At 48.7% G+C, this 22,756-nt stretch carries 24 protein-coding genes; 3 read left to right on the plus strand and 21 right to left on the minus strand.

The window, feature by feature from the left end; all coding sequences use genetic code 11:
* Positions 1-41 precede the first annotated feature (41 nt).
* From EL84_RS30755 to EL84_RS07370, 5 genes are all read right to left on the minus strand, one after another.
* Positions 42-1,031 (minus strand): YhcN/YlaJ family sporulation lipoprotein, encoded by a 990-nt coding sequence (locus EL84_RS30755; protein WP_053061411.1) that lies wholly within the window; start codon positions 1,029-1,031, stop codon positions 42-44.
* A 266-nt stretch (positions 1,032-1,297) separates the two neighbouring features.
* Entirely contained in the window at positions 1,298-2,314 is a 1,017-nt protein-coding gene (locus EL84_RS07355) for a DUF4340 domain-containing protein (RefSeq protein WP_053061412.1), read from the minus strand.
* A complete protein-coding gene (locus tag EL84_RS07360; RefSeq protein WP_047841223.1) occupies positions 2,311-3,705 on the minus strand; it encodes a GldG family protein in 1,395 nt (464 codons plus the stop codon). Before EL84_RS07360 ends, EL84_RS07355 begins: the two co-directional genes overlap by 4 nt.
* A 4-nt stretch (positions 3,706-3,709) precedes the next feature.
* A complete protein-coding gene (locus EL84_RS07365; RefSeq protein WP_047841224.1) occupies positions 3,710-4,426 on the minus strand; it encodes an ABC transporter permease subunit in 717 nt (238 codons plus the stop codon).
* Entirely contained in the window at positions 4,423-5,556 is a 1,134-nt protein-coding gene (locus EL84_RS07370; protein ID WP_053061413.1) for an ABC transporter ATP-binding protein, read from the minus strand. Before EL84_RS07370 ends, EL84_RS07365 begins: the two co-directional genes overlap by 4 nt.
* 436 nt (positions 5,557-5,992) lie before the next feature.
* Here EL84_RS07370 and EL84_RS07375 point away from each other — a divergent pair, with 436 nt between their 5' ends.
* Positions 5,993-7,066 carry a glycosyltransferase family 4 protein gene (locus EL84_RS07375; RefSeq protein ID WP_235193923.1) on the plus strand — a complete coding sequence of 358 codons (1,074 nt, stop codon included), beginning with the start codon at positions 5,993-5,995 and terminating at the stop codon, positions 7,064-7,066.
* A gap of 83 nt (positions 7,067-7,149) precedes the next feature.
* Here EL84_RS07375 and EL84_RS07380 read toward each other — a convergent pair whose 3' ends face one another.
* Both EL84_RS07380 and EL84_RS07385 read right to left on the minus strand, forming a co-directional pair.
* A complete protein-coding gene (locus tag EL84_RS07380) occupies positions 7,150-8,679 on the minus strand; it encodes a DHA2 family efflux MFS transporter permease subunit (RefSeq protein WP_235431498.1) in 1,530 nt (509 codons plus the stop codon).
* A 218-nt stretch (positions 8,680-8,897) separates the two neighbouring features.
* On the minus strand, positions 8,898-9,257 hold the full coding sequence (locus EL84_RS07385) for a hypothetical protein (RefSeq protein WP_047841226.1): 360 nt from the start codon (positions 9,255-9,257) through the stop codon (positions 8,898-8,900).
* Positions 9,258-9,443: 186 nt separating this feature from the next.
* Between EL84_RS07385 and EL84_RS07390 the strand changes: the two genes are divergently transcribed.
* The gene (locus tag EL84_RS07390; protein WP_047841227.1) at positions 9,444-10,682 is read left to right on the plus strand and encodes a glycosyltransferase family 4 protein; all 1,239 of its coding nucleotides are present in this window, start codon (positions 9,444-9,446) and stop codon (positions 10,680-10,682) included.
* Positions 10,679-10,849, plus strand: coding sequence for a hypothetical protein (locus tag EL84_RS32230; protein ID WP_179086550.1), 171 nt, complete (start codon positions 10,679-10,681; stop codon positions 10,847-10,849). Before EL84_RS07390 ends, EL84_RS32230 begins: the two co-directional genes overlap by 4 nt.
* A 144-nt stretch (positions 10,850-10,993) precedes the next feature.
* Here EL84_RS32230 and EL84_RS07395 read toward each other — a convergent pair whose 3' ends face one another.
* The 14 genes from EL84_RS07395 to EL84_RS07460 all read right to left on the minus strand — a co-directional run bounded on the left by EL84_RS07395 (position 10,994) and on the right by EL84_RS07460 (position 22,661).
* A complete protein-coding gene (locus EL84_RS07395; protein WP_047841228.1) occupies positions 10,994-11,524 on the minus strand; it encodes a GNAT family N-acetyltransferase in 531 nt (176 codons plus the stop codon).
* Between the two features lie 249 nt (positions 11,525-11,773).
* Entirely contained in the window at positions 11,774-12,490 is a 717-nt protein-coding gene (locus tag EL84_RS07400; protein WP_047841229.1) for a glycosyltransferase, read from the minus strand.
* Positions 12,491-12,586: 96 nt separating this feature from the next.
* Positions 12,587-13,303 (minus strand): glycosyltransferase, encoded by a 717-nt coding sequence (locus tag EL84_RS07405; RefSeq protein WP_047841230.1) that lies wholly within the window; start codon positions 13,301-13,303, stop codon positions 12,587-12,589.
* Positions 13,300-14,241: an NAD-dependent epimerase/dehydratase family protein gene (locus EL84_RS07410; RefSeq protein WP_047841231.1), complete on the minus strand. Its 942-nt coding sequence runs from the start codon at positions 14,239-14,241 to the stop codon at positions 13,300-13,302. The genes EL84_RS07405 and EL84_RS07410 overlap by 4 nt, the downstream gene beginning before the upstream one ends.
* Entirely contained in the window at positions 14,223-15,050 is an 828-nt protein-coding gene (locus EL84_RS07415) for a dTDP-4-dehydrorhamnose reductase family protein (protein ID WP_047841232.1), read from the minus strand. The genes EL84_RS07410 and EL84_RS07415 overlap by 19 nt, the downstream gene beginning before the upstream one ends.
* Positions 15,047-16,033: a polysaccharide biosynthesis protein gene (locus EL84_RS07420; protein ID WP_017692517.1), complete on the minus strand. Its 987-nt coding sequence runs from the start codon at positions 16,031-16,033 to the stop codon at positions 15,047-15,049. The genes EL84_RS07415 and EL84_RS07420 overlap by 4 nt, the downstream gene beginning before the upstream one ends.
* Positions 16,026-17,117 (minus strand): non-hydrolyzing UDP-N-acetylglucosamine 2-epimerase, encoded by a 1,092-nt coding sequence (gene wecB / locus EL84_RS07425; RefSeq protein ID WP_047841350.1) that lies wholly within the window; start codon positions 17,115-17,117, stop codon positions 16,026-16,028. The genes EL84_RS07420 and wecB overlap by 8 nt, the downstream gene beginning before the upstream one ends.
* Before the next feature lie 14 nt (positions 17,118-17,131).
* Positions 17,132-18,757 carry a glycosyltransferase gene (locus EL84_RS07430; protein ID WP_152682973.1) on the minus strand — a complete coding sequence of 542 codons (1,626 nt, stop codon included), beginning with the start codon at positions 18,755-18,757 and terminating at the stop codon, positions 17,132-17,134.
* A gap of 66 nt (positions 18,758-18,823) precedes the next feature.
* Positions 18,824-19,963 carry a glycosyltransferase family protein gene (locus tag EL84_RS07435; protein WP_047841233.1) on the minus strand — a complete coding sequence of 380 codons (1,140 nt, stop codon included), beginning with the start codon at positions 19,961-19,963 and terminating at the stop codon, positions 18,824-18,826.
* A gap of 59 nt (positions 19,964-20,022) precedes the next feature.
* Complete coding sequence (locus EL84_RS07440; RefSeq protein WP_047841234.1) at positions 20,023-21,117, minus strand: glycosyltransferase family protein; 1,095 nt, start codon at positions 21,115-21,117, stop codon at positions 20,023-20,025.
* A 252-nt stretch (positions 21,118-21,369) separates the two neighbouring features.
* On the minus strand, positions 21,370-21,711 hold the full coding sequence (locus tag EL84_RS32120; protein ID WP_051446920.1) for a hypothetical protein: 342 nt from the start codon (positions 21,709-21,711) through the stop codon (positions 21,370-21,372).
* Position 21,712: 1 nt separating this feature from the next.
* Entirely contained in the window at positions 21,713-22,012 is a 300-nt protein-coding gene (locus tag EL84_RS07450) for a hypothetical protein (RefSeq protein WP_017692511.1), read from the minus strand.
* Positions 22,009-22,350, minus strand: coding sequence for a hypothetical protein (locus tag EL84_RS07455; protein WP_017692510.1), 342 nt, complete (start codon positions 22,348-22,350; stop codon positions 22,009-22,011). The genes EL84_RS07450 and EL84_RS07455 overlap by 4 nt, the downstream gene beginning before the upstream one ends.
* A 23-nt stretch (positions 22,351-22,373) precedes the next feature.
* Complete coding sequence (locus EL84_RS07460; RefSeq protein ID WP_017692509.1) at positions 22,374-22,661, minus strand: hypothetical protein; 288 nt, start codon at positions 22,659-22,661, stop codon at positions 22,374-22,376.
* Positions 22,662-22,756: the final 95 nt, after the last annotated feature.

Genomic DNA, 22,756 nt, shown 5'->3' on the forward strand with positions numbered 1-22,756 from the left:
ACCATCTGCGCAAAGGCACACTTGTTCATCTGTCTTCAGAACTACCGATTCATTCGATTCATGACACCACCGTTGTGATTACGGTTCATCAGGCCATCGTCAAGGATACCATCACGGTTATTCGTATCTGTTCCGTTCGTTGGGAAGATGCGCTCCACCATCGATTGGAACGTATCGATCATGCCACTAACGGGCTTACCGTTACGAATATCTGTGGCATAGTTTTCGACATGCTCCACAAAGTCTGGATTGGCTGATACATATACATTCTCGATATTTGGTGCAAACTGTTTGATTTTGGCTGAAATCTTACCCTTAATCTCAGCTGATGTGTTATCGTCCGAGCTATCTACACGTTGTCCCTCACTTTTCATACCATAATGCCCATCGTCCGTCCCACGTGCTTTGCCGCTGTTTGTCAGACCACGCATCATACCAACGGGGCCTGTGCCCATGGTTCCATAGATGCTGCGGTCATTCCCCATATGGCTGCGATCCGTTGCCGAATTTGTGTTCAGTCCTGGAGCAATTCCGCTAGTGCTGTACGGAGACATTGTGCCCGTACCACCATTCACACGCATACCACCCATATCGTGATTCATGTTGCCTCCACGCATGGTATCACTGGCATGATTACGCATCGTTCCATTCAGCATGCTCGTACGACCATTGGACTTGCTTTCCAACTTGCCTGCATGACCATCTGCCAAACGAACCGCGACATAAGCATTACGATCCGTTAACATGACACGGGCGGATTTTACTTCCTTCATCTCCGTGATACGTTTTGCCAGCTCTTCACTGGATTTCAGGTCAGTAACATTGTGCATGCGATAACTTTTCGCACGGATGCCATCCATGCCATTTGTTTCCACACCATAACGGTTAATGCCGTTGGCTTGCTGACGAACACTTTGCGTATGCATATTGTTGGTGTCCCGATTCGTGCCACATCCTGTCAAACCGGCCATTACAAAGATTGCAGTAGATAATGATAACGTAATAGCTGTTGCCTTTTTGACTGCTGGCATGTACTCATCCTCCAATGTTTGTTGGTTTTGGTCACAAAGATAGGATGCGCTTCTGTACGTACCGATATGCTGAAAGGATATGGTACCTTACCCTGTAGATTTAGGTATTCTGGTTTTGGTCTTTGTTTATTGATCTTTAGTTTTGATCTGTGGACCGTGAGATTCTTCGCTATATAAAATAAAAAAACAGTGCTGCTAGTTCGCAGCACTGCCTGGAAATCATATTTGCATCTCAACGCAATAATATCACTTATCTTCCGCCCCGCTCATTTCCCGTCTGTTGATGAGGAAGTCGTTTCGTCATTTGCAGAACTCGATGATTCTTCCGAAGAAGTTGTAGATGCTTTAATTGTATCCGGAAATTTCTCGGCTTCCGTTAGACTTGTCGTATCCATGCCATATGCCCATTGACCATCAGGCGTAATAACCCAGATCTGATCAGGTTCGGATGGCACCGTAAGTCCCCGATACACATCTCGAACTTGTTGCCCATTGACCGTCTGTTCAACAGACAGGGTGAATCGTGGAACCGAATTCTTCAGCTCGGACGCTTTACGCACATCATCTGCTGTCGACAGATTTTTGATTTTGCCGATAAGAGATACGGCATCTGTGGCTTCAATCGTTTTTCCATTAAGTGTCCAGCTCTGCTCTGCTGCATCGTTCTCTGATGTCGATGTTAACATCCAGGTAGCTGCTTCACCTTCCCACTCCAGAGACCCAACATTTGTCTCATCCATGTTAAAAGGTGTCGTGTCCAGCAAATCACGACGAGACAAGGCTATGCTGCTAATCGCCTCTGTCTGCACAGCAACCACAGGGCCCGAATCAACACGCACATAACGTGCATCATCTGCTGGAAGCTGGCCGCCAATAGCCAGTTTGATCTCCCGATTATCTTTGAGTTTGATATCCATACGTGTAGCATCTGTTCCTAATCCGTACTTATCCAGATCCGTCGGCGCTTCTTCCACCACCAGTTCCTGATTTGCACCACTCAGAGCATCCAGCCAGCTGCTTACACTGTAACCGTTCAGAGGATAGGCTTTTGGCTCAACCATGTGCCATACGCCATTATCAAGCGTCAGGGTCGAAGATGCTGTTGTACCGGATGTCTCCTCCGTTGTGTCATGTATTGTAATGGATTGGATATCCCCGGATTGAATACCAAGCAACTTGGCTTGAACCGCTTCTTCTTCCCGAAAATAATATTGACTGGCCGCGTACACCCAGCCCACAATTAGTACGATGACCACCAGAATCGTTGGGACCCATTTTCTCATACTCGTCTGCGCCTCCACCATAAGAGTACACCAATGATAACAAAGATGAGTGGGAATGCTACAATAGCCACGAAGAAAATCGTTCTGGCTTGTTCGCCATTCAGGTATGCCATCTCATACCCGGCTTGCACCCGTGGACGAATCGTCAATCCATTTTCTTTCTCACTCAAATAGTTTACCGTATTCAAAATAAAGTCCCGATTGCCACCATTCGCAATTTCCGAATCCTGCATGAAAATGGACGAACCCAGAATAACTGCCTTCGGTTTACCATCCGTCGTATCGGCTGCATATCCTAATTCAACGGGTCCCTGAATGTCCTCTTCGGCATCATTGGTTGTTTCATTCTGCAATAAGCCGCCGATATTCGTCTCCCCATAACTGTCATTCGAAGAATGAATTAACGGTGAAAGAGTATATTTATCCTGTTCTTTGCTGGTCAACGCAATCGACAGCGACAACATCGGATACAATTGGCTCGCAGCGAGTTTGTCCGTAATTGCATGTGTACCATACTCCGGCACCACCCAGAGTGGCCCCATCGTACTGGCTTGCTGATTATCCACCATGACCGCATGCTCATCAACGACACCATAGTCAGCCATGAGGGCATCGATGTTTTTCCAACTGGATTTCATATCTTCTACAAATCCGAGGGATAATAACAGCTTGCCTCCATTACTCAGATATGTGCGAATGGCTTTCATTTCCGTATCACTGAGATCACGTTGTGGACCAATAATGGCGAGCACATCTGCATCTTCTGGAACCTTACCAGCTTGATTCAGCTGCAACTCTTCCGTCTGCATATTATTTTGTTCCAAGGAGGACTGCAGCGTAGTCATCTGAGCGAGACTCAGCTCTTCATGCCCAGTCAAAAAGACCATTTTGTTCATCTCCGTGGATGACATATTCATGAGCGCCTGCGTAAGTTTTTCCTCACCTGTGAATTGATATGATCCGTCACTTCCGTCCCCTGTCGCGGTGAACAGACTGGCGATATCAATCACTTTGTGTTGATCTCCCTGCTCCAGCACAATGGAGCTGCCTGTTATGCCGTATTTGGATGCAAGCGCAGGTTCCTGCGTCAGATTATACTGTTTTAGCTTCAACTTGCTATTGCGTTTCGTGTATTCCTCAACCATATCCGTGACCTCACGGTTCAAGACGGTGTTGTTGGCATTTTCGACCGTTAACACCAGAATGTTGACGTCATCCTTCACATTTTTGATCGCAGTAAGAGACTGGTCAGATAACGTGTATTGTTTGTTCGAGGTCAGATCCAGCTGGAAGCCGCCAAGTGAATTCAGGAACAGTGTTAGCAAAATAAAGATGCCAATCACCGCTACGGACAGCACGGTACTGTTGGTATGACTTAACCATTTTTTCATCTTCTCACCTCCACCGCTTCCGTTCCACAATTTGAATGCTTAACAGCAGAAACACACCCGAAAGGGTGACATAATACAAGATATCCGGCCCACTAAGCACACCTTTCATGAAGCTGTCGAACCGGTTGGTCAGAGCAAACGGGTCCAGCCACTGCTGTAAAACAGAACCTGTATTGCCTGCGAATGAATCAAGCATCCACAAAACGAGCAAAATAATAAAACCCGCCACTGCAGACACCATCTGATGCTGGGATAATGTAGAAGCGAACAGTCCAATCGCCATCATGCTTCCGCCCAGGAAAAATAACCCCAGCGCAGACATCCATACCGTCGTCATATCCAATGTCCCATAGAACGACATGATGAAAGGGTACACGAGACTGCACAGGATGAGCACGACCAGAATGGCCAGAGAAGCAAGATATTTGCCAAAAATAATTTCTGTTACTCGTGCCGGAGAAGTCAGCAACAATTCATCCGTTCCTTGTCTAAATTCCTCTGCAACCAGTCGCATCGTTAACAATGGCACGACAAATAGCAGCATGGACAACGTATCGCCCAACACGAGACGATAATCAACAATACTCGGCTGGTAATATACAAAGCTTGAATAGAACAGCAGACTGGTCATCAGTACATATACGGCAAAAGCAAAATAGGACGTTGGTGACAGAAAATAAGCTTGCAGCTCTTTATTACATACCGCCATCATTCGTCTCATTTGGAGTCCTCCCCTTTGCGAGCTTGGGGCGAAGCATCGGCTGCTGTACTAACTGATGTTCCCGATATACTCGAAGAGTCGATGTCCGAAGTTACGTCCTGATCCATCTCTGCCCCAACAACCTTATCCACATCTGCCGAATTTGCGTCTGTGTCTGTTGCCTCGGTTGTGGTCAGCTTCAGGAAGATTTGCTCCAAACTCAGGTTCTCCTTTTTCATCTCCAGTATCGGTAATCCTGCACCTGACAAAAGGTAGAACAGCTCCTCCCGGAAATCTTCCGAGTTTTCTCCAGTAAGCAGCATTTTAACCGTATCCGCTGAATTTGAAGTAAGTGAAGTATCTTTGCTGGTACTCACATCCGACGCTTGAATGACTTCACTCCGCACCTTCTCCCATGGTGTCAGCACATTATGTAATTGCTCCGCAGTGGCCTTCACTTCAATCGACACCTTGAACTGATCCCCCATTGCTGATCCGAAATGCTGAGGTGAACCATCCAGCACGAGCTGTCCCTGATTGATGATCAACATTCGATTACAGAGCGTGCTCACTTCAGGCAAAATATGCGTACTGAGCAGCACCGTATGATTCTCCCCGAGTTCCCGAATCAGATCCCTAATCTCGATAATCTGATTTGGATCAAGGCCCGATGTTGGCTCATCCAGGACCAGCAGATCCGGCTTGTGAATAATGGCTCCTGCCAGCCCAAGGCGTTGTTTGTATCCTTTGGATAACCCACGTACCATTTGTCTTTCCCGACCCTGAAGTCCCAGTCTGCTAACCATCTCACTGACCCGCAGCTTAACCTCACGTGCCGGGACATCTCGCAAATTGGCTATGAATTTAAGATAGGACTGCACGGTCATATCCGGATAGAGTGGCGGAGTTTCAGGCAGATACCCAATCTTGGAACGAACACGCTGACCCTGCTCATGCACCGATATCCCATCCACCATAATGGAACCCGCGGTTGGATGCACATAACCCGTAATCATACGCATCGTTGTTGTTTTTCCGGCACCATTGGGTCCGAGAAAGCCAACAATCTCACCACGTTCCATGGTGAAATCCAGTTGATGTACGCCGCGTTGCCCTTCGTAAACTTTGCTGACCTGTTTCACTTCGAGCACATCATTCATCCTTTCCCGTTAAAATACCCGTGCAGCATCGTTCGTTATATAAATTCAACTGAAAATATTTACACTTGCACTCCGATGGCAGAATAACCTTCCGATCACTGTTATCCCCAGATTTTTTTGATTCCTTCATTCAGAAGGAAAAATCCGCTGATAAAGGTGACCGCTTCGCTTCTTCAAGTTATTTCTGCCCTCTCCGTTATCGTGTAAATGTTACGTTGAACTTATGTAATAGATGATGGGCACGGGAAGTTCCTTGTATATTACGGGAGCTATCCTAGCCTCAGCTTAATGACACTTAAAAGACAGCTTAAAAATATATGTCCAAAATGTGAACATTCTGACCAACACCCACACCCTGCGCTTAAAGCCAACGTAACATAGAGTACAGGAGAATGTGCTCCTGACCAAAAGTCAGAGGGTGAATCGTGTGAAAGTATTATTCACGTTTTATGTTCCGAGCGGTGGCGTGGATACGTTAAATCGACTGCGCACCGCTGTTCTGAAACGCCATGGCATTGAAGCGCACCTATTGTATCTCAGCACAGGCTCGGGATTGCAGAACAACAGTGATACACCTATTTTCACCGCGTCCAGTGACGAGGATATCCATCATATCATCCATACTCATCATTATGATGCCATCATTGCCACTTCAGACATCGCTATGCCCGGCCGCTTGAGAGGACTTGGTTATACCGGACGAATTATTTTTGAAGCGCAGGGACTCGGAGCACGCGATCAAGCTCTGGAAACGATACAGATGGGTGTCCCATACCTCCAAGCTCATTGTGATGCTGCCGTTATACCTCCCACAGACCACCTGCTGGATATGTTCATTCATATCTGTCCCTGGCTTCATCGGTTTGTTATTCCCAATATGCTGGATACAGACACCTTCGCACCAATCTTGGTGGATACCCCACCCTATCCGGTGCTGGCTTGGGTAGGACGACTTGAACACAACAAAAACTGGCGTGAATATCTAATCATATCGAGTGAAATCGTCAAAAAAAATCCGGAAGCCAGACTATGGTTGTTCCACGATCCAACTTTGGCTAATCCAGAAGATGAAGTCATGTTCCGGCACATGCTGGCAGAATACGGGCTTGAGGATCGGATTGGGATCTTCATCAATGTTCCTCACTCTCAGATGCCTGCATATTATTCCATGATTGCCGCTTCAGGGGGCATCATGTTATCCACTTCCCTGCTTGAAGGATTCGGTTATGCCGTCGCTGAAGCCATCAGTTGTGGCTGCCCGGTGCTCAGCACGGATTCGGATGGTGTGCGTTCATTTATCACACATAATAAGACTGGTAAGTTTTATCCAATTGGAAATGTAGAGGCCGCTGTAGCCGAAGCAAGGGACCTCATGAATAACAAGAAATTGCGTGAGTATATTCGCATTCAGGGCAGACAGCATATGAGCTTGTCTTTTTCACCAGATCGATATGCCATTTCCTTCCGTGAAATGATGACAGCACTGCGAATTTTCCATTGAGCATAGCAAAAAAGGCAGTTCAGCAAAATTTCTCTGAACTGCCTTAGTATGGTTTTTATGATTTTTATGGTTTTTATAAAATCTTAGTGTCCCATCATCATCGCGGGATCAGGCTTGTCGCCATTTTGAAGTTCTTCTTCCGGCATCGGCTTAGGTTTGCGCAGAATCAGACTGAGCAAACATCCGAACAATGCAATACAAGCGGCCAGGAAAAACGTATCATTGAAACCAGCCACCAAACCATGAACGATAGCGGTCGGCTCTGTACTCGTTGTATTGTCTGCGATTCTTGAAGTAAGGAAGCCTGTAAGCCCTGCAACCGCAAAGGACACGACCACTTGCTGTGCAGCGGCCGTGAGCGGTGTCACCCGTCCAACCAACTTGCGCGGAGCAGCATTTAATACATGCGTATTGAGTGGCATCATGGACAAGCCCATACCCAGACCCATCATGACCAGAGCCGTTATAATCAGGCCAAGACCTGTCTCTGCCGTAATGGAGGACAGAATAAACAATGCTCCTGAGATAATACCCAGACCCACGAAGGCCAGAGGTCTAGCACCGATTTTATCAAACAATCGACCACCAAGCGGCATACCCACTCCGGAAGCCAATGCCTGTGGCAGTAGAATCAATCCTGTTTCCAGTGCAGTGTACCCTTTGATCTGCTGCAAATAAAGCGGGATCAGGATCATCGCACCGAACAGCGCCACTTGTGACACCCATGCGAGAATAATTCCCCGTGAGAAATCAGATGATTTGAATACCCGGAGTTCGAGCAATGGATTTTGATGACGAAGCTCCACAATAATGAACAAAATGAGCGCTACACCACCCACAATGACACCCGTCAAAGTTGTTGCAGACGTCCAGCTCGTTCCGCCCTCACTCACACCGTAAGCCAGCATCGAGAACGCAATTGGCGCCAGAATCATGCCGAGCAGATCCAGTGCAGGTGTGCGTCCACGATCTGTATCCGGCAAAAACTTGACACATAGAATGAAAGCTGCAATACCAATTGGCAAGTTAATCAGGAAGATCCAGTGCCAGCTCAGTGATTCAATAAACCACCCGGACAACACCGGACCCAATGCGGGGGCAAGCAACATCGGAATTCCCAGCATCCCCATGATGGAACCTCTTCGCTCAGGCGGAGCCAGACGAAAGACCATCGCCATACCAATAGGAGCAACCATGCCTCCACCAAGGCCTTGAATGATACGGTAAATGATTAATTGCTCAGGTGATTGAGCGATCGAGCATAATACAGAACCCAAGGTAAACATGGCAATCGTGAACAGAAATACTCTTTTGGCACCAAAACGGTCCGTTAACCAGCCTGCCAGTGGAATAACTGCAGACAAAGCCAAGGTGTAACCCGTAACCGTCCATTGAATGGTCTTCAGGTCGGTCTCGAAATATTGAACGAGATTCGGAATGGCCACGTTCACCACCGTGCTGTCCAGAATAACCATAATCATTCCGACGATAATTGCCAGGAGTGGCAGTATAATGGCTTTAAGCGAAAACTCTGCCGGCTCCTGGGGTACTGCTGTTTGTTCTTTCACGTTCTCCACACTCTTTTCCAGCCAGGAGATCGCAGGCTTATCCATGCGTCTCACTCAGCCTATATTGACGACTAATTTCAAACTATCGTTTTAAATCGTCGTTTTAAACTTTCGTTTAATACTGATCTAATTCTAATGAAAATACCTTTGCTGTCAAGCTATTTTTTCAGACAATTCTACTATGGATGCACCACAAAAAAATGGAACAGGCACCTTCCCTGCTCCACACGTTGGTTAATCATGATTATGCAATGATGTCCATATCAATCTGCAAGCTTCATCATCTGATATTCTGACAGTATGCCCAATGTCTGACCGTGAATACTTCTGCAATATATTCGAATAACCAGATGCTTCGGTGAAGAACTGTTGCTGATGATCCTCAGTTCATAAGGCTCGGATGACACATCCAGATTATGAATGACCTGATTACCGCCCGCTCCCCCCGTATTTGACGTTAGGTGAAAAAGGTGTCGGTACAGTTCTCCGTGAATACTGGCTCCACCAACAAATACATCCGTCCCTTCCTCGCCGCCCACATAGGCCAACTCCACATCCATGTACTTGACGGGAACAAATGTCTGTAACAGATTCTCATGAATCTCAAGTAAATATACCGCCACTGTAGATCCCTCCTTCGGAGCACATGAACCTTCCTGTACATAGGATATGCTTCCTCTCGTCCATTGCCATTTGCATTCACCCATTTTCGACCAATTACACGGAAATGCCCGACCTTCCGGTCCTCTTTTTTCATAGAATAAAAGGATAGAAGCTCGGCCGGTGCAGGCCGTGACAAGGAGGTCGCTATGAAAGTTCTGCTCGTTACGTATTGGGAGCTTACACATATGGGAGGCATATGGACATATGTTAAACAACTGGCCGACAGGTTAATCGCACTTGGTGTAGAGGTTGATATCATGGGCACAAATGGTGCCAATAACGAAGTATATGTTCGTAATCTGAACCGAGCTTTCTCCAAGGATAAGGTGTGGCCCATGTTGCAAGCCAAACTCAATCCGACTGATCTGCCACAATTCACTGCCGATCCTCTTCTCGCTTATTATGAACTGAATAGATATGCCTTCGAGATGGCAGCCGCTTATCTGGGAGTGGACCACTATGATGTTATTCATGCGCAAGATCCGGTAGCTGCCGTAGCCATAAAACGCATCTTGAACCGCAATATCCCACTGGTTACAAGCTATCATGGCGCTCTTGCACGCGAAGCCTTTTACGATGCTCAAAATTCCAACCCACAGCTTACTCTCCCTTCATATTTGCAATCCAAGCGTGGACGTTATTTTCTCTCATTGGAAGAGCGAAGTGCAGCACAGTCCGAGCTCATTCTCGTGTCAAGCCACTGGATCAAGAGTACGCTTACAGAGCTTGCCGTTCCTGAATCAAAGTTCAGACAGATTCCCTATGCTGTAGATCTCCCAGCCTACCGTGCCTCAGCAGCTGTGAAGTTCCGCCAGCGACCACCTGCGGGCAAGAAAGTCATTGCCTTTACCGGACGACTTGAATACATCAAGGGCGTTCATGTGTTAATCAAGGCCTTAGCCAGTCTGAAAAATAAACGTTCCGATTGGGTCTGCTGGATCGCAGGAGAAGGCAATCTAACTGATGAATTGCGGTCACAGGCCGCGTCAACGGGTATTGGAGCCGATGTTGTGTTCTGGGGCAAGCTGGACAATATTCCTTCCTTCCTGCGCCATGCAGATATCTATGTCCAGCCCAGTCTGCAGGACACCCAGCCGTTCTCCGTTACCGAAGCGCAACTGGCGGGTGTACCTGTTATCGTCAGTGGTACAGCCGGCATGCCTGAGATGGTTGACCCTGGACGCACAGGATGGGTTGTTCCTCCGCAGGATGTCGACTCGCTCCGTGAACTGTTGGATGCACTACTTGAGGATGATGTTACCCGGAGAACAGTGGGTGCGGCGGCGAAAGCCTGGGCTGAACAACATCGTTCACTGGAAGTGATGGGATTGCGTACATTTCAAGTCTACCAAGAAGCCATCTACAGAGGAGGACATTCGATATGACGTTACTTGTACCAAGTGATCTATACAATCGCTGGTTTTCGACTCCAGTTTCCACACCTCACATCAACGTGGATTACGCTGTAATGAATGAATTGATGAAGAAGCTGCCTAAAGGATATGTATTTCCCGATCCTGCATCCATGGTGATCATGAATTCAAAAGATTGAGTTGTCCAATGATATGCCGTCTTTATATAACATGCCGAAATATCAAACAAGGGGTGTCCCATCTGTCATATGAATGACTGAGGACACCCCCTTCTCGTTTCAAATGTTTTCTAACGGACCGAGAACACGCTATTCCAGATCTCTCTAATCTGTCGCCAACTTGGAATACATATTCAGATCACTGAACGTTTCGCCTGCCCTCTCGTATGCTCTGAGGGTGCCTTCGTATGTGAAATTGAGCTTTTGTAATAGCTTGATAGAATTCACATTATCGGGGTCAACCTTTGCTTCCATTCGATTCAGCTTCATGGTCGAGAATGCATGAACTAACAAAGAAGAGATCGCTTCCGTAGCATATCCTTTCCCCCAGTGTGATCTGGCAATGTCATACCCAATTTCTGCTTTGAGATTGTCAAAATCCAGTGCATTATAACCACATGAACCTATGATTTCGTTGGACTCTTGCACAAGGATAGAGAACCGAATGGCCTTGTTTTCCTGAGCAAGATCATTCAGAAGATTAATCATGGCTATAGCTTGATTTTCATCCGTAAAATGAGTGATATTCATAAATCTAGTCACATCCGGATCAGACCAAATTTTAAACAAGCTGGCCGCATCCGATACGTTCATTTTTCGCAAATATAACCGTTCTGTGTATAACTCTGTAATCAATACTCTTACCTCCATTAGTTTATTAATAGTTGGGTTTAAGATATTGATATCTGCGCATAGTCCAGTCCCTTCCGTGTATGAATCATTTCATTATACAGAGACTTCAGCAATCGATCACCCTTTGTGTCCACGTATCTGTCCATAAAGTAAAAAAAGAGCTTCCACTTATAACACTTAAAAAGTGTTTCATAAGGGTGCTCTCCTGTCCATTTAACACCTATTTCATTCAGCCATCGTTGCCAAATCCATCTACTTCCAGTACCCGCCAACCTGAAGTAGGTTAAACAGAATAGGCCGATGCTTCTCTTGAACTTTTTCCATCTCGGCAACCAGTGCCTTGAAGTGACGTTTGGTTCCCATCGACTCATGCAATCGGTAACACATCAGAGGTTCATTGTAGTAGAACAGCTCATACATTGGAAACAGCCTCATCCACATCTCATAGTCATGGGTGTAGCGAAAATCAGTGTCGAACAGTCCAAACCGCTCAAATGCTGCCATCTCTAACATGACAGTACAGCCGTTGATTGGACAACCTTCCAGCAGTACCTGCAACATCTCCAGACGACTGCCCACTTCCGGATGCACCGTATCCAACCATTCACTCTTCTCATTCACATAATGGTAGGCACCATGGCAGAATGAAGCCTTGACCTCGCGCATAAACGTCAGTTGTTTCTCCACCCGATCCAGCAGCATCACATCATCTGAGCTGAGCCAGACAAAGTAATCCCCTGTTGCATGTTTGATGCCCTCATTTAATGCTGTCGCGGTTCCACCGTTTTCCTTGCGAATATAGCGGATGGAATCCATGAATGGCTGTAGCCGCTCCACGTGCTCGGTTGACCCATCATCCACCACGATGACTTCGATATGCGGATACGTCTGGTGAATGGCACTGTGAACAGCCTGCTCGATATAAGCACAATTGTAAAAAGGAATGACGATCGATACTTTTGGCTCCATTCGGGCCTTCCCCTCCTCTTACTGTCTTAGGTAAAATGCTGCGCAAAGAGGGCGTTAATCAGCCATCTTTTGGCTTTCTTAACTGCCCTCCCTACGCTACCCGCCAAGCGTCGCTATTCGCTGCAACAGCGGTTCCCGATATCTGGACCATACCATGGATGCCTCTCTGCCGATGACATCCGCATGACGTACCGATCCCATACCCCCATGCCACCGATAGGCAGTAAGCGGTTCATTCAGGTATGGGAACCGATGACCGTTCAGTACAATACGCATCCAGAGATCCAGATCATGGGTGTAGGGAAGAAGTTCATCGAACAGCCCCACTCCGCTAAAGAGATCCTTGCGAATCATGACCGTGCAGCCATTCACTGGATTGCCGTTAACAAACCGTCGTAGTAAATCCATATCCGACATCGGTTCAGGCCCACCATGCATTTTGGTAACTGCCGAATGCTCGTTGATATAGTGAAAGTTTGTATGTGAGACGAGCACATTCTCGCGTTGCATAAACTCCAGCTGATAACGAATTTTATCCGGGTACAGATAATCATCCGAACTGAGCCAGGCTACATAATCACCAGAGGCATGGCGGATGCCATGATTAAGTGCCGAAGCCGTCCCGCCATTGCTTTTGCCAAGCACATGAATATAAGGAAGATAGGGTTGAAGCAACTCTGCATGCCGGGTTGAACCGTCATTCACAACAACGATCTCCACATCGGGATACGTCTGGTTCAGCGCACTCTGAATCGCCTGAGGCACATAAGGGCAGTTGTAGAATGGAATGACAATGGATACTCTCGGATTCAACTTGTCGTCCTCCCTTGCTGGACACGAACATCACTCAGGATATCCTGAAGCGATGTGGCAAATGGAATCATCGGCTGCCAGCCAAGCTTGCGCAGCAGTGATAATTCCTCCTGTTTCCCCGAACCATCCGGACCAGAAGATGCCCCATCCCAGCGAACAGGCACTTCCGCTTCTGTCATGGACAACAGCAGATCTGCAATTTCACCAAGACTGCGCTCGACTCCAGACACCACCGGGTATACTGTACCACTGGACCCTTGTATCAAGAGGGTTGCATACGCTCTGACTGCATCCCGCACATCCAGAAAGTCACGGGTATTGTCCCGTCCGGACAGACGGAATGCCTCGGTTTTACCCGCCTGCTCACAGGCAACAACATGGCGTGCAAGCAGTGAACAGATGCCTGTGGAAGGACCCGCACCAATCAGATTGCCTGGCTCCGCCAGCATGATCTGTTGTCCGAAGAGCGACATCCACGACAAGGACACCATCTCTTCCAGCGCTTTGCTGAGGCTGTATGGATGCGGAGGCTGGGGAATCCGGCCAGGTTCCGGCGTATATTTTAACCGCGATCCTACAATAACGGTTCGTGCTGTCGGACAACTGCGAAGCGCATCCAACAAATACAGCACGGCCATCACATTGGTCTCCAAGACCAGTAGCGGATCAGACCACGAATCAGGCACTGAATTTTTGCCAGCGAGATGCAGCACATAGTCGGGCTGCACCTCGCCGATCAGATGACGCACTTGCTGTTTATCGTTCAGATCACAGACATGGACTTGTGCACCTTTACCAAATGAATACACATCCGGCCTCCGGACTACCGCCGCAACCACTGCACCAACTTCCCGAAAATAAGATACGGCATGTCGCCCGGTAAAACCGGAGGCGCCTGTAATCAGCACTTTTTTGCCTCTCAGCTCTGCTCCATCCATAATGCCAACTCCTTCAGCATTGTAGAATAATCCGGCAGGTCTGTCTTCACATCCTCGCGAGTGGACACCAGCGTACGGTCCTGCACTACACTGTCATCACGCACAATCGTCACATCCTGCTTATCCCAGGTCTGCTTGAACAATACAAGCAGGTCATGCTTGCTGACAGGTGCCGGATGAGCTAAGTGGATCAGACCACTAACCGATGAGGCCAGGTAATGGTTTACCCATTTGGCCAGCTCAAGTGTGGTCACACCGTTCCAGAATACGCGGGTATACCCCCCGACTTCACCTGTGCTGGACATAAACCATTGCATCAGACCAATGCCGCCCTGGCGAATCTCGGGTCCAATGATGGACGTACGGATCGTCAGATGACCTTCATCCTGAACTTCGCCAAGCGCTTTGGTGATGGCGTAAGCTGAAGTCCCATCCGTAACATCATCTTCCCGATATGCTCCCCGTTCTCCGCTGAACACACAGTCCGTGCTGATATGAATCAGGCGTGCACCAATCGTATCTGCAACCCGCCGCAGACGATGTGGCAGGAAACCATTAATATGATATGCAGTAATTTTGTCCTCATCTGCGAAGTTGTTCAACACACCTACAGCATTAATAATCACATCCGGGTGCACAGCTTCTACCAATCGATCAACCATGAAGCTGTCGTTCACATCCAGGAGCAGACCATTGGGGTCTGTTACATCCCGAGATGTGTAGAAGACGCTGTGTACACCTTGACGGCGGAAATAGTCGACCAAAATATGGCCGGCCATTCCGTTTCCACCAAGTATCAGCAGTTTCATGACAAGAATCCTCCGCGTTTCAGAATTTCACGAATCTCCTCTTTGGTCATGAGTTGGTGTTCAGAACTGAAACTGTTAAAGGAGACCGGGGGACAATTGGTATAATGTTCACGCAGACCCGGTATGCCCAGGGTAGGAAGAATTACCAGGTACTGCTCATCGTAAACAACGGTGGTCATGCTCTCGAATTCACTCATCAATATTTCATGGATTTTCTCCCCTGGACGAATGCCACGTTCCACAATGCTCACATTCTCCACACCGGAATCCTCAATCAGTACTTCCGCGAGATCAACGATTTTGCAGGTAGGCATCGTCATGACAAAGATCTCTCCGCCGACACTTTCCACCGAAGCTTTGAACAGCAAGGTAATTGCATCCTTCAGCGTAAGAAAGAATCGAGTCATACTCATATCCGTGATGGAGACCTGCCCTTTCTGGCGGATTTGATTCTTGAACAGATGTACCACACTTCCATTTGTTCCTAGTACATTCCCACCCCGTACCGTAACAAACTTGGTATCACTGTGTAACAAGTTTGCATATACAATTAATTTCTCGCCGATCGCTTTTGTCATGCCATAAAAGTTGGACGGATTGGCAGCCTTGTCAGTCGAGATATAGATTACTTTTTCCACCTTGTTCTCAATAGCGGCCTCAATTACGTTCTGTGTACCAATCACATTGGTTTTGAGTGCTTCGTACGGCTGGTCTTCACACACCGGAACATGCTTGAGCGCTGCCAGATGAAATACATAGTCCACATGCTGGCAAGCCGCCGTCAAAGCGTCCTTGTCACGAATATCTCCAATCCGGAAATGAAGACGCGGGTCTTCAAATTCACGACTCATAGCTACTTGGCTAGACTCGTTCCGGGAATATACAATAATTTCTTTGGGCTGCTGGGGCAGTAGTTGAGCCACAAGTTCATAACCCCATGATCCCGTACCGCCAGTCACGAGTATACGCTTATTTTCAAACATGCATTTTCCCTCCAAGCAGAAATTTAACCACTTTACTGGATACATCTGTGGCTTTGTAACCTTGCGGGCAATCCCAGTCGCTAGACATCTTTGTCATGACTTTCACGCAATCAGCGATGCGCGCGGCATCCAGACCGGAGACTACATTGCTGCCGCAATCGACCGTTTCCGGCCGCTCGGTAGTTCGACGCATCGTTACGGTCGGCACGCCCATAATGCAACACTCCTCCTGCACGGTACCGCTATCCGTAAGCGCACAGCGTGCATGACGTTCAAGCATTACAAAGTCGAAGAATCCAAACGGCTCGTGAAACTCCACCAGCGGGTTCATCTCCAGATGCAGATGCTCCGCAATCCGGATCGCTGTACGCGGATGAATACTGCAGATCACACGCAACCCGTGTTCCTCTGCGACCTGGTTCAGTCCTTTCATAATCTCCAGCAAATGAGGGGCATGATCCACATTCTCGGCTCGATGGGCAGTAACCAGGAAGTATTGCCCGGACTTCAGCTTGAGCTTTTTGAGTATTTTGCTGGAACTTACTTGCGCGTCGTAGTGCTGCATGACTTCATAGATGGGATTGCCCGTTAGCACGATGCGCCTGCTTGGTACCCCTTCACTGACCAAATGTTTCTTGCTCTGTTCCGTGTAAGGCATATTAACGGTGGAGATGGCATCAATAACCTTACGATTTTTCTCCTCAGGCACATCCAGGTCAAAGCAACGATTGCCTGCTTCCATATGAATAACAGGAACACCCATGCGCTCAGCCAATATTGCACATAATGCGCTATTGGTATCGCCAAGCAGCAGCAATTTATCAGGCTTTTCCTGCAATATCAGATCTTCCATCTGCATAAACATCGAGGATAGCTGTCGTCCCAGAGTGGCCGCTTCATCCTGAAGAACGTAATCCGGTGCGCGCAGGCCCATTTCCTTGAAAAAGAGACCGCTGAGACTTTCCGTGAAGTTCTGTCCCGTATGCACCAGAATATGTTTGGACGCGTACTGGTCCAGCTTGGAGATGATCAGGCTGAGCCGTATGATCTCAGGTCTCGTACCCAGCACCGTCATGATCTTCATCGTAATCCCTGCCTTCATCTTGTATTGGAACCCTTGCGCCCTGCTCGGCTACGTCCCGCTTTGGCAGATTTGCGTCTGCGACTAGCCGATTTCCCCATATGTGGACGCGGTCCCTTCGTTGTACGGGTTCTCCCCTTACGTCTGCCAGTTCCGGAAGTACGTTTCAGCCCCTCACGGTCTCGGCGAGAATGAGGTGCAAGTGGCTTGCGACGACGTTTCCGCGTTTTGCCCCTCTGTTGAATCGGCTTTGCAGCCGGGACAGTACCTGAGGCAGCAGGAGTATCGTGACCCAATGCGATTGGAGGTAATGAGGAATGTGGCAACGCCTGTATGACGGTCAGTGGGAATAATAGTGCCCGAACCGTAGTCGGCTCCAGAACCAGTACAGTGCGTAGTCCTCCCTCCCCATGGGTATACACAGGTCCATTCGGAGGTTGGATATAAGCAAACCATCCGGGAAAACGCAATAACCACTGTGTCACCATCGTATGCAGTTTCGTTCGGTAGGTTTCAACGCCGTAGAGCCTTTCCGCTTCTGTCCGATTACGCCACCCCGTATTTGAGGCCAGCTCTGCATCATTCAGCAAGGTTGTTGCCAAGGTGACAAGCGCTTCGGTATCACCCGGCGGGGCCAGAAATGCATCACTTCCTACAGATTCCATTAATTCCTTCAGTCCACCCTGAGCAAAAGCGATGACCGGTTTGGCAAAATAGAGACCCTCCAGTGCGGTCATGCCAAATCCTTCTTTGACCATGCTTGGGATGACCAGGATATCCATCGCGGTATACGCCAGAGATACGTTCTCTTCAAATGTGGTGAAGGTAAACCGACGTGAATACCCAGATTTTTTCACCCGTGATACACACTCGTCGTAATACTTTTTATCCGATGCTGCCCCGATGATCCAGAAGCGACAGCGCGAATGTGTTTCACAGATCCTCAAGGCCATATCCACAAAAGGTTTCAACCCTTTGGCATCATATATAAATGAAGAAATATAACCGATACAGGTCTGCGATGATTTGAAACCGAGCTCCTTACGCTTACGTTCGCGCAGATGAACCCAGCGGTCCGGTGCTGGTAGCGCGGGTTCCCAAGTTGGGGATATGATGGTCACTTTGTCACCTATGCCGGCTTCCTGGAATGGGGCTACAGCTGTCTCGGATATACCGATAATCCAATCCGCGTAACGGCCAATCATCTGGACCGCCTCGGTTGTATGTTCATTCGTATGAATGATCTCGGTAATCTTCCAGATGACCGGAATCTGAAGGGACTTTGCTGCTATAGCCGGCATCACATTAACGCAGGTGTTCGTTAACACCATATCGGGAGCAGTCTCCCGTATTAGGGAGACTGCTTCCTGATACGCTGGTGTATGACGAAGCTGCTCCGCATCATCTGCAATGCCCAGGTAAGGTGTGTACACACCGTGAAGCATCGGCAGAGTGCATATTTTGACCTGAATGCCGAATCTCCGCGCAAGCCCCGCAAGCTTCCCCTCCTGAGGGGCTACGAGCACACATTCAAATATCGTGCCGATCTCTCTCATAAAATGAAGCAGTAGCTTCTCGGCACCTGTAATGCTGCGAGTATTGCACACATGTGAAAATAACATCATCTTTGGTTTCGTTGCCATGGCCGCACGGACCCTGTACACGATTATCCGATACAGGGTACTGTGCACACCTCCTCCCGGCCAGAATTAAGGGAATATGATGGTTAACATTTCATTAATTCTTTTGCCATACGTGTGGTCTTTCAGTGTACGTTCAAGTCCACGAAGTGCAATCTCACGGCGTTCCTTTTCATGAGTAAGATAATATTCCACTTTGTCGAGTAACTCCTGCGGCGAGGAATATGTCTCAATCTCCACACCGGGTTTGTAGAAACGCGCAATGTCATCCCGGGCGTCGGTCAGCTGTAGCGTCGTGGACGCGGCAATTTCAAACGTTCTCGGGTTAGGTGAAGCTGGCGCGATTTTGAGGTGATTATTATTGACGGAATCATCTTCGTGGGATCGATGCAGGTTGATGACAATTTTGGTGCCATTGTACACATCATTGGTCTCCGGCGGACTCATCCAGCGCCCGAGCTCAATCTTCTCGCCATAGGCAGTATAGTCAGGCAGACGGTCCCACCAGATTCCGTTAAATACCGTATTGTGTGACATCAACTGAGGCATGATTGGATTGAAGAAGTATACCCGGTTCCAGTAGGCCGAGCCGATAAAGCTGACATCCCGTTTTAATGGGGAAGGAGTTGTAATCGGAAAGTAATGATTAGTGAATGCGGCAAAAGGGAGGTAGTGAACTGACGCGCAGCCAATTTGTCGATATAGATCGATACAGTTCAGTTCCAACGTGAAGACATGGTCAAAATGTGTCACAATATCCAGCGTCATATCTGTATAGTACGGGTCATCCGTGAGCCAGATCGCCGTCTGAATACCCGCTTGGCGAATCGCATCGATATGCTCGATGGGGATATCCATTCCATCCAGCACAAGCACAAGATCAGGACGCGTCTGCAGCGCAATCTCAGAAACCGGTTGACGCGGATCAGAGAGGGTTACTTGAGCTACCATACCCTGTAGCGTGGCCATAATGGCCTCATCCAACGGGGAGTAAGGGAAGCCTTTACCCGAGGATACATACAGCACGTGAAGCTGTCGGAAAGGCAACGGTTCCTGTGCACAATTCACAATATAGTTGGCGCGACCGCGCAGATATCCTTCTTCCTTACCTGCGTCATATCCGGCATGTTGCCCATTTTTGCGTGCTTGATCAGCCAGGCTCAGTACGGGTGCATGAACCTTTTTGGTTTTACGGTGTTTGAGAGACATACCGCCACTCCTTTATTTTTTGGGATAGGGTTCTCGTTGGTGCTGCACTTCAGATGGAATTACAAATGTTCCAGCAACTGACCGATCCGACGAGTGAATGTATGCTGGTTCATCGTGGTGAGAAGTCCACGCCACGCCATCGCCTGTCGTTCTTCTTCATGCTTCAGATAATAGTGGATTTTGCGCTGAAGTTCTGCTGCGTTGGTGAACGTCTCGATGTCATATCCCGGCTTATAATAACGGGGTAAATCTGCACGTGCATCCGTAATCTGCATTGTGCCGCATGCGCTGATCTCATACGTGCGTGGATTAATCGAGTGACCTTCAAGATGATGTGTATTGCGATTGTCTTCCCCATTCTCGCAAGTCCGGTGAATGTTAATGACAATCTTGGCGCCATTGTAATAATCTACTGTCTCTCCAGGAGCAATCCATCCTTCGTGGATGAAACGGCCTAGTACATCAAAGCGTGCCAACCGATTCCACTGGCTACCCGCAATGAATACCTTTTTGTCCGCAAGAAAAGGGGCCAGCTCATCAAACAAGGCAATCCGGTTCCAGAATCCGGTACCGATAAAACAAATGTCGTGCTGATGCTGCGGTGCCGCGCGCCGCGGTTGAAACATGCCTGGATTCACCGCGAGTGGCATATAGATAACCTGGTTCGCTCCATGTCCCAGATAGAAGGGCACCGCGGCCTCTTCATGCGTGAACACGATATCATAGTGCTGGCAAAGGGACGTTGTATCTTCGGTGAAATACGGATCATCCACAAACCACACGGCAGTTCGGATACCGAGTGCACGTATGCCATTCACCTGCTCTACATGATCTGCGGGAAATACATGCAGACCATTCATGACGAGCACAACATCGGGCCGATGCTGACTGGCTTCCTGCAACATCGCTGCTGGCGATCCAACAACGCATTCACGTACAGATTGCTGCAGAGCCAAGGTAACACCTTCATCGATGGCATCGAATCCTTGCGGGATATATAACACCTTCATGTCCCGCAGGGTCGGTTCAAACATCTGCACCCGCTCCATCATGGCTTGACAGCCGCCAAATCTGCGGCCTTCTGCATATCCGCCGCGGTAAGCTGTTTCCGCTTCGGTCAGCGGACGGTGCCTTCGTTTTGCCACATTCTTCACCCTGTCTTCCTTTAGGAGATCTCACTTCCAGACTCTCCCCGAGATTGGTCTTCCCTCTAAAGGATATGCCTCGGGGTCAGATGCATCATGGACGGGTGTCCTGCAAGGCGCAAAATTGGCGCATGCCCTCCACATCCGCCTGTACGGGCATGTCCGCTTTTGCGGCGATGCAAATAGCCCGGAGGGATCTGTCCCCCCGGGCTAACTGTTATACAGGTATCATTCCATGCAGGAATAATCCTGTCTACTCGGTTACTGTGCTTTGTAAGCCAGCTGATGTCCGTCCTCGAATCCCTTGGCGAAACCCGCGTTGAATCCCTCGTTGTACGCCTCGTTGTATCCCTGACTGTACGCACCGTCCGGGTTCGGATCGGTAGGGGTAGCCGGGACGACTGGTTGTACGGGCTTTGGACTCCGGTGCCGCCGTACCGCACGTTTCTTTTTTTTGAGCCACGCACTGCGTCCTTTAAGTGGGCGTTTGTGAAGAACACGTTTGGCTCTGAGCGCACGCAGTTTGCGAATTTTGCGCAGACGGGCTCCACGGATTAACAAAGCTCTTTTGGTTCTCAGTCGTATTTTCTTCTTCTTTAACATGTCAACATTCCTCCTGTATGTCCCGAACGATACGAATTGCACACCCGGGGTCTTTGAGCCACGGCAAGCCAGGCTCCCCATGCTGGATTCGGGCCAGCCTGATTCCCGTAACCATACGAGACATTTCTGCCTGATAGCGACTCAGCAAACGAATGTTTTCGGCCAGACTGCGGGCGGATACTTCCGAATGAGCGGTTACACTGGCTACACTGTCCAGAATGCGTGCCAGCGCCTGCTGACTGTGTGCAATGGATTCAATGAGCGCCAGTTTGGCTTCCTGCTCACGCCGCATCAGACTCATTTTCCCATGTCTCCCAGATCCATGCCGCCAAACATGCCACCGTCCATACCGCCGCCATCTTCGCTGTCGTTCTGTACCATCACCGCTTTGAGATTGTTGCACAGTCCGGTCTCCATCCGGGTTAATCCTTCCAGCAATTCCACCAGCTGATCATGCATCTTGAGCGGCTCGCCTACCTGATCCCCATGCGTCAGAAAGGTATCCCCATTCAAATGATTCAGCGTCCAGTTCCGTACCTTCTCGGCCTCAATCGCTTTTGCCTCCAAGATCAGGGCAATATTCCACTGCATTTTGGCTGCTGCGTCCAGCATCAGAATGAGGCTCTGTTCTCTACTCATGTTCCTTCACCCGCCTTCCGGGCTTATTCTTCTTCTTGAACCGCGATCTCCCGCATGACTTGGGTCAGCGTTTCGGCTACAGCCTCTTCCAGATCTGCAAGGCCCCCCAAGTAAGAGATAATGCTTTTGTTGATTTGCCCAGAGCTATCCAGCAGACCGTCAACGCCATCCAACTCCGGTTCGATATCTGGCAAATGATTGATGATTTCAGACATGCGTACAGCGACTTGGCGTTTGGCATCCAGCACACGTGCGATCTGCTGGTGAGAGTGTGCAATATGTGTGATGATTTCATCGATTTTGCTCTGCATGGTCCTCCTCCTTACCGTCACGGCCTGCTTCACCCATAGAAAAACCCGGCCTATCAGCATTTGCCTGTTACAGCATATGCCGGGCCGGGATCGTC

Source organism: Paenibacillus sp. VT-400, assembly GCF_001029205.1.
Lineage (GTDB): Bacteria > Bacillota > Bacilli > Paenibacillales > Paenibacillaceae > Paenibacillus > Paenibacillus amylolyticus.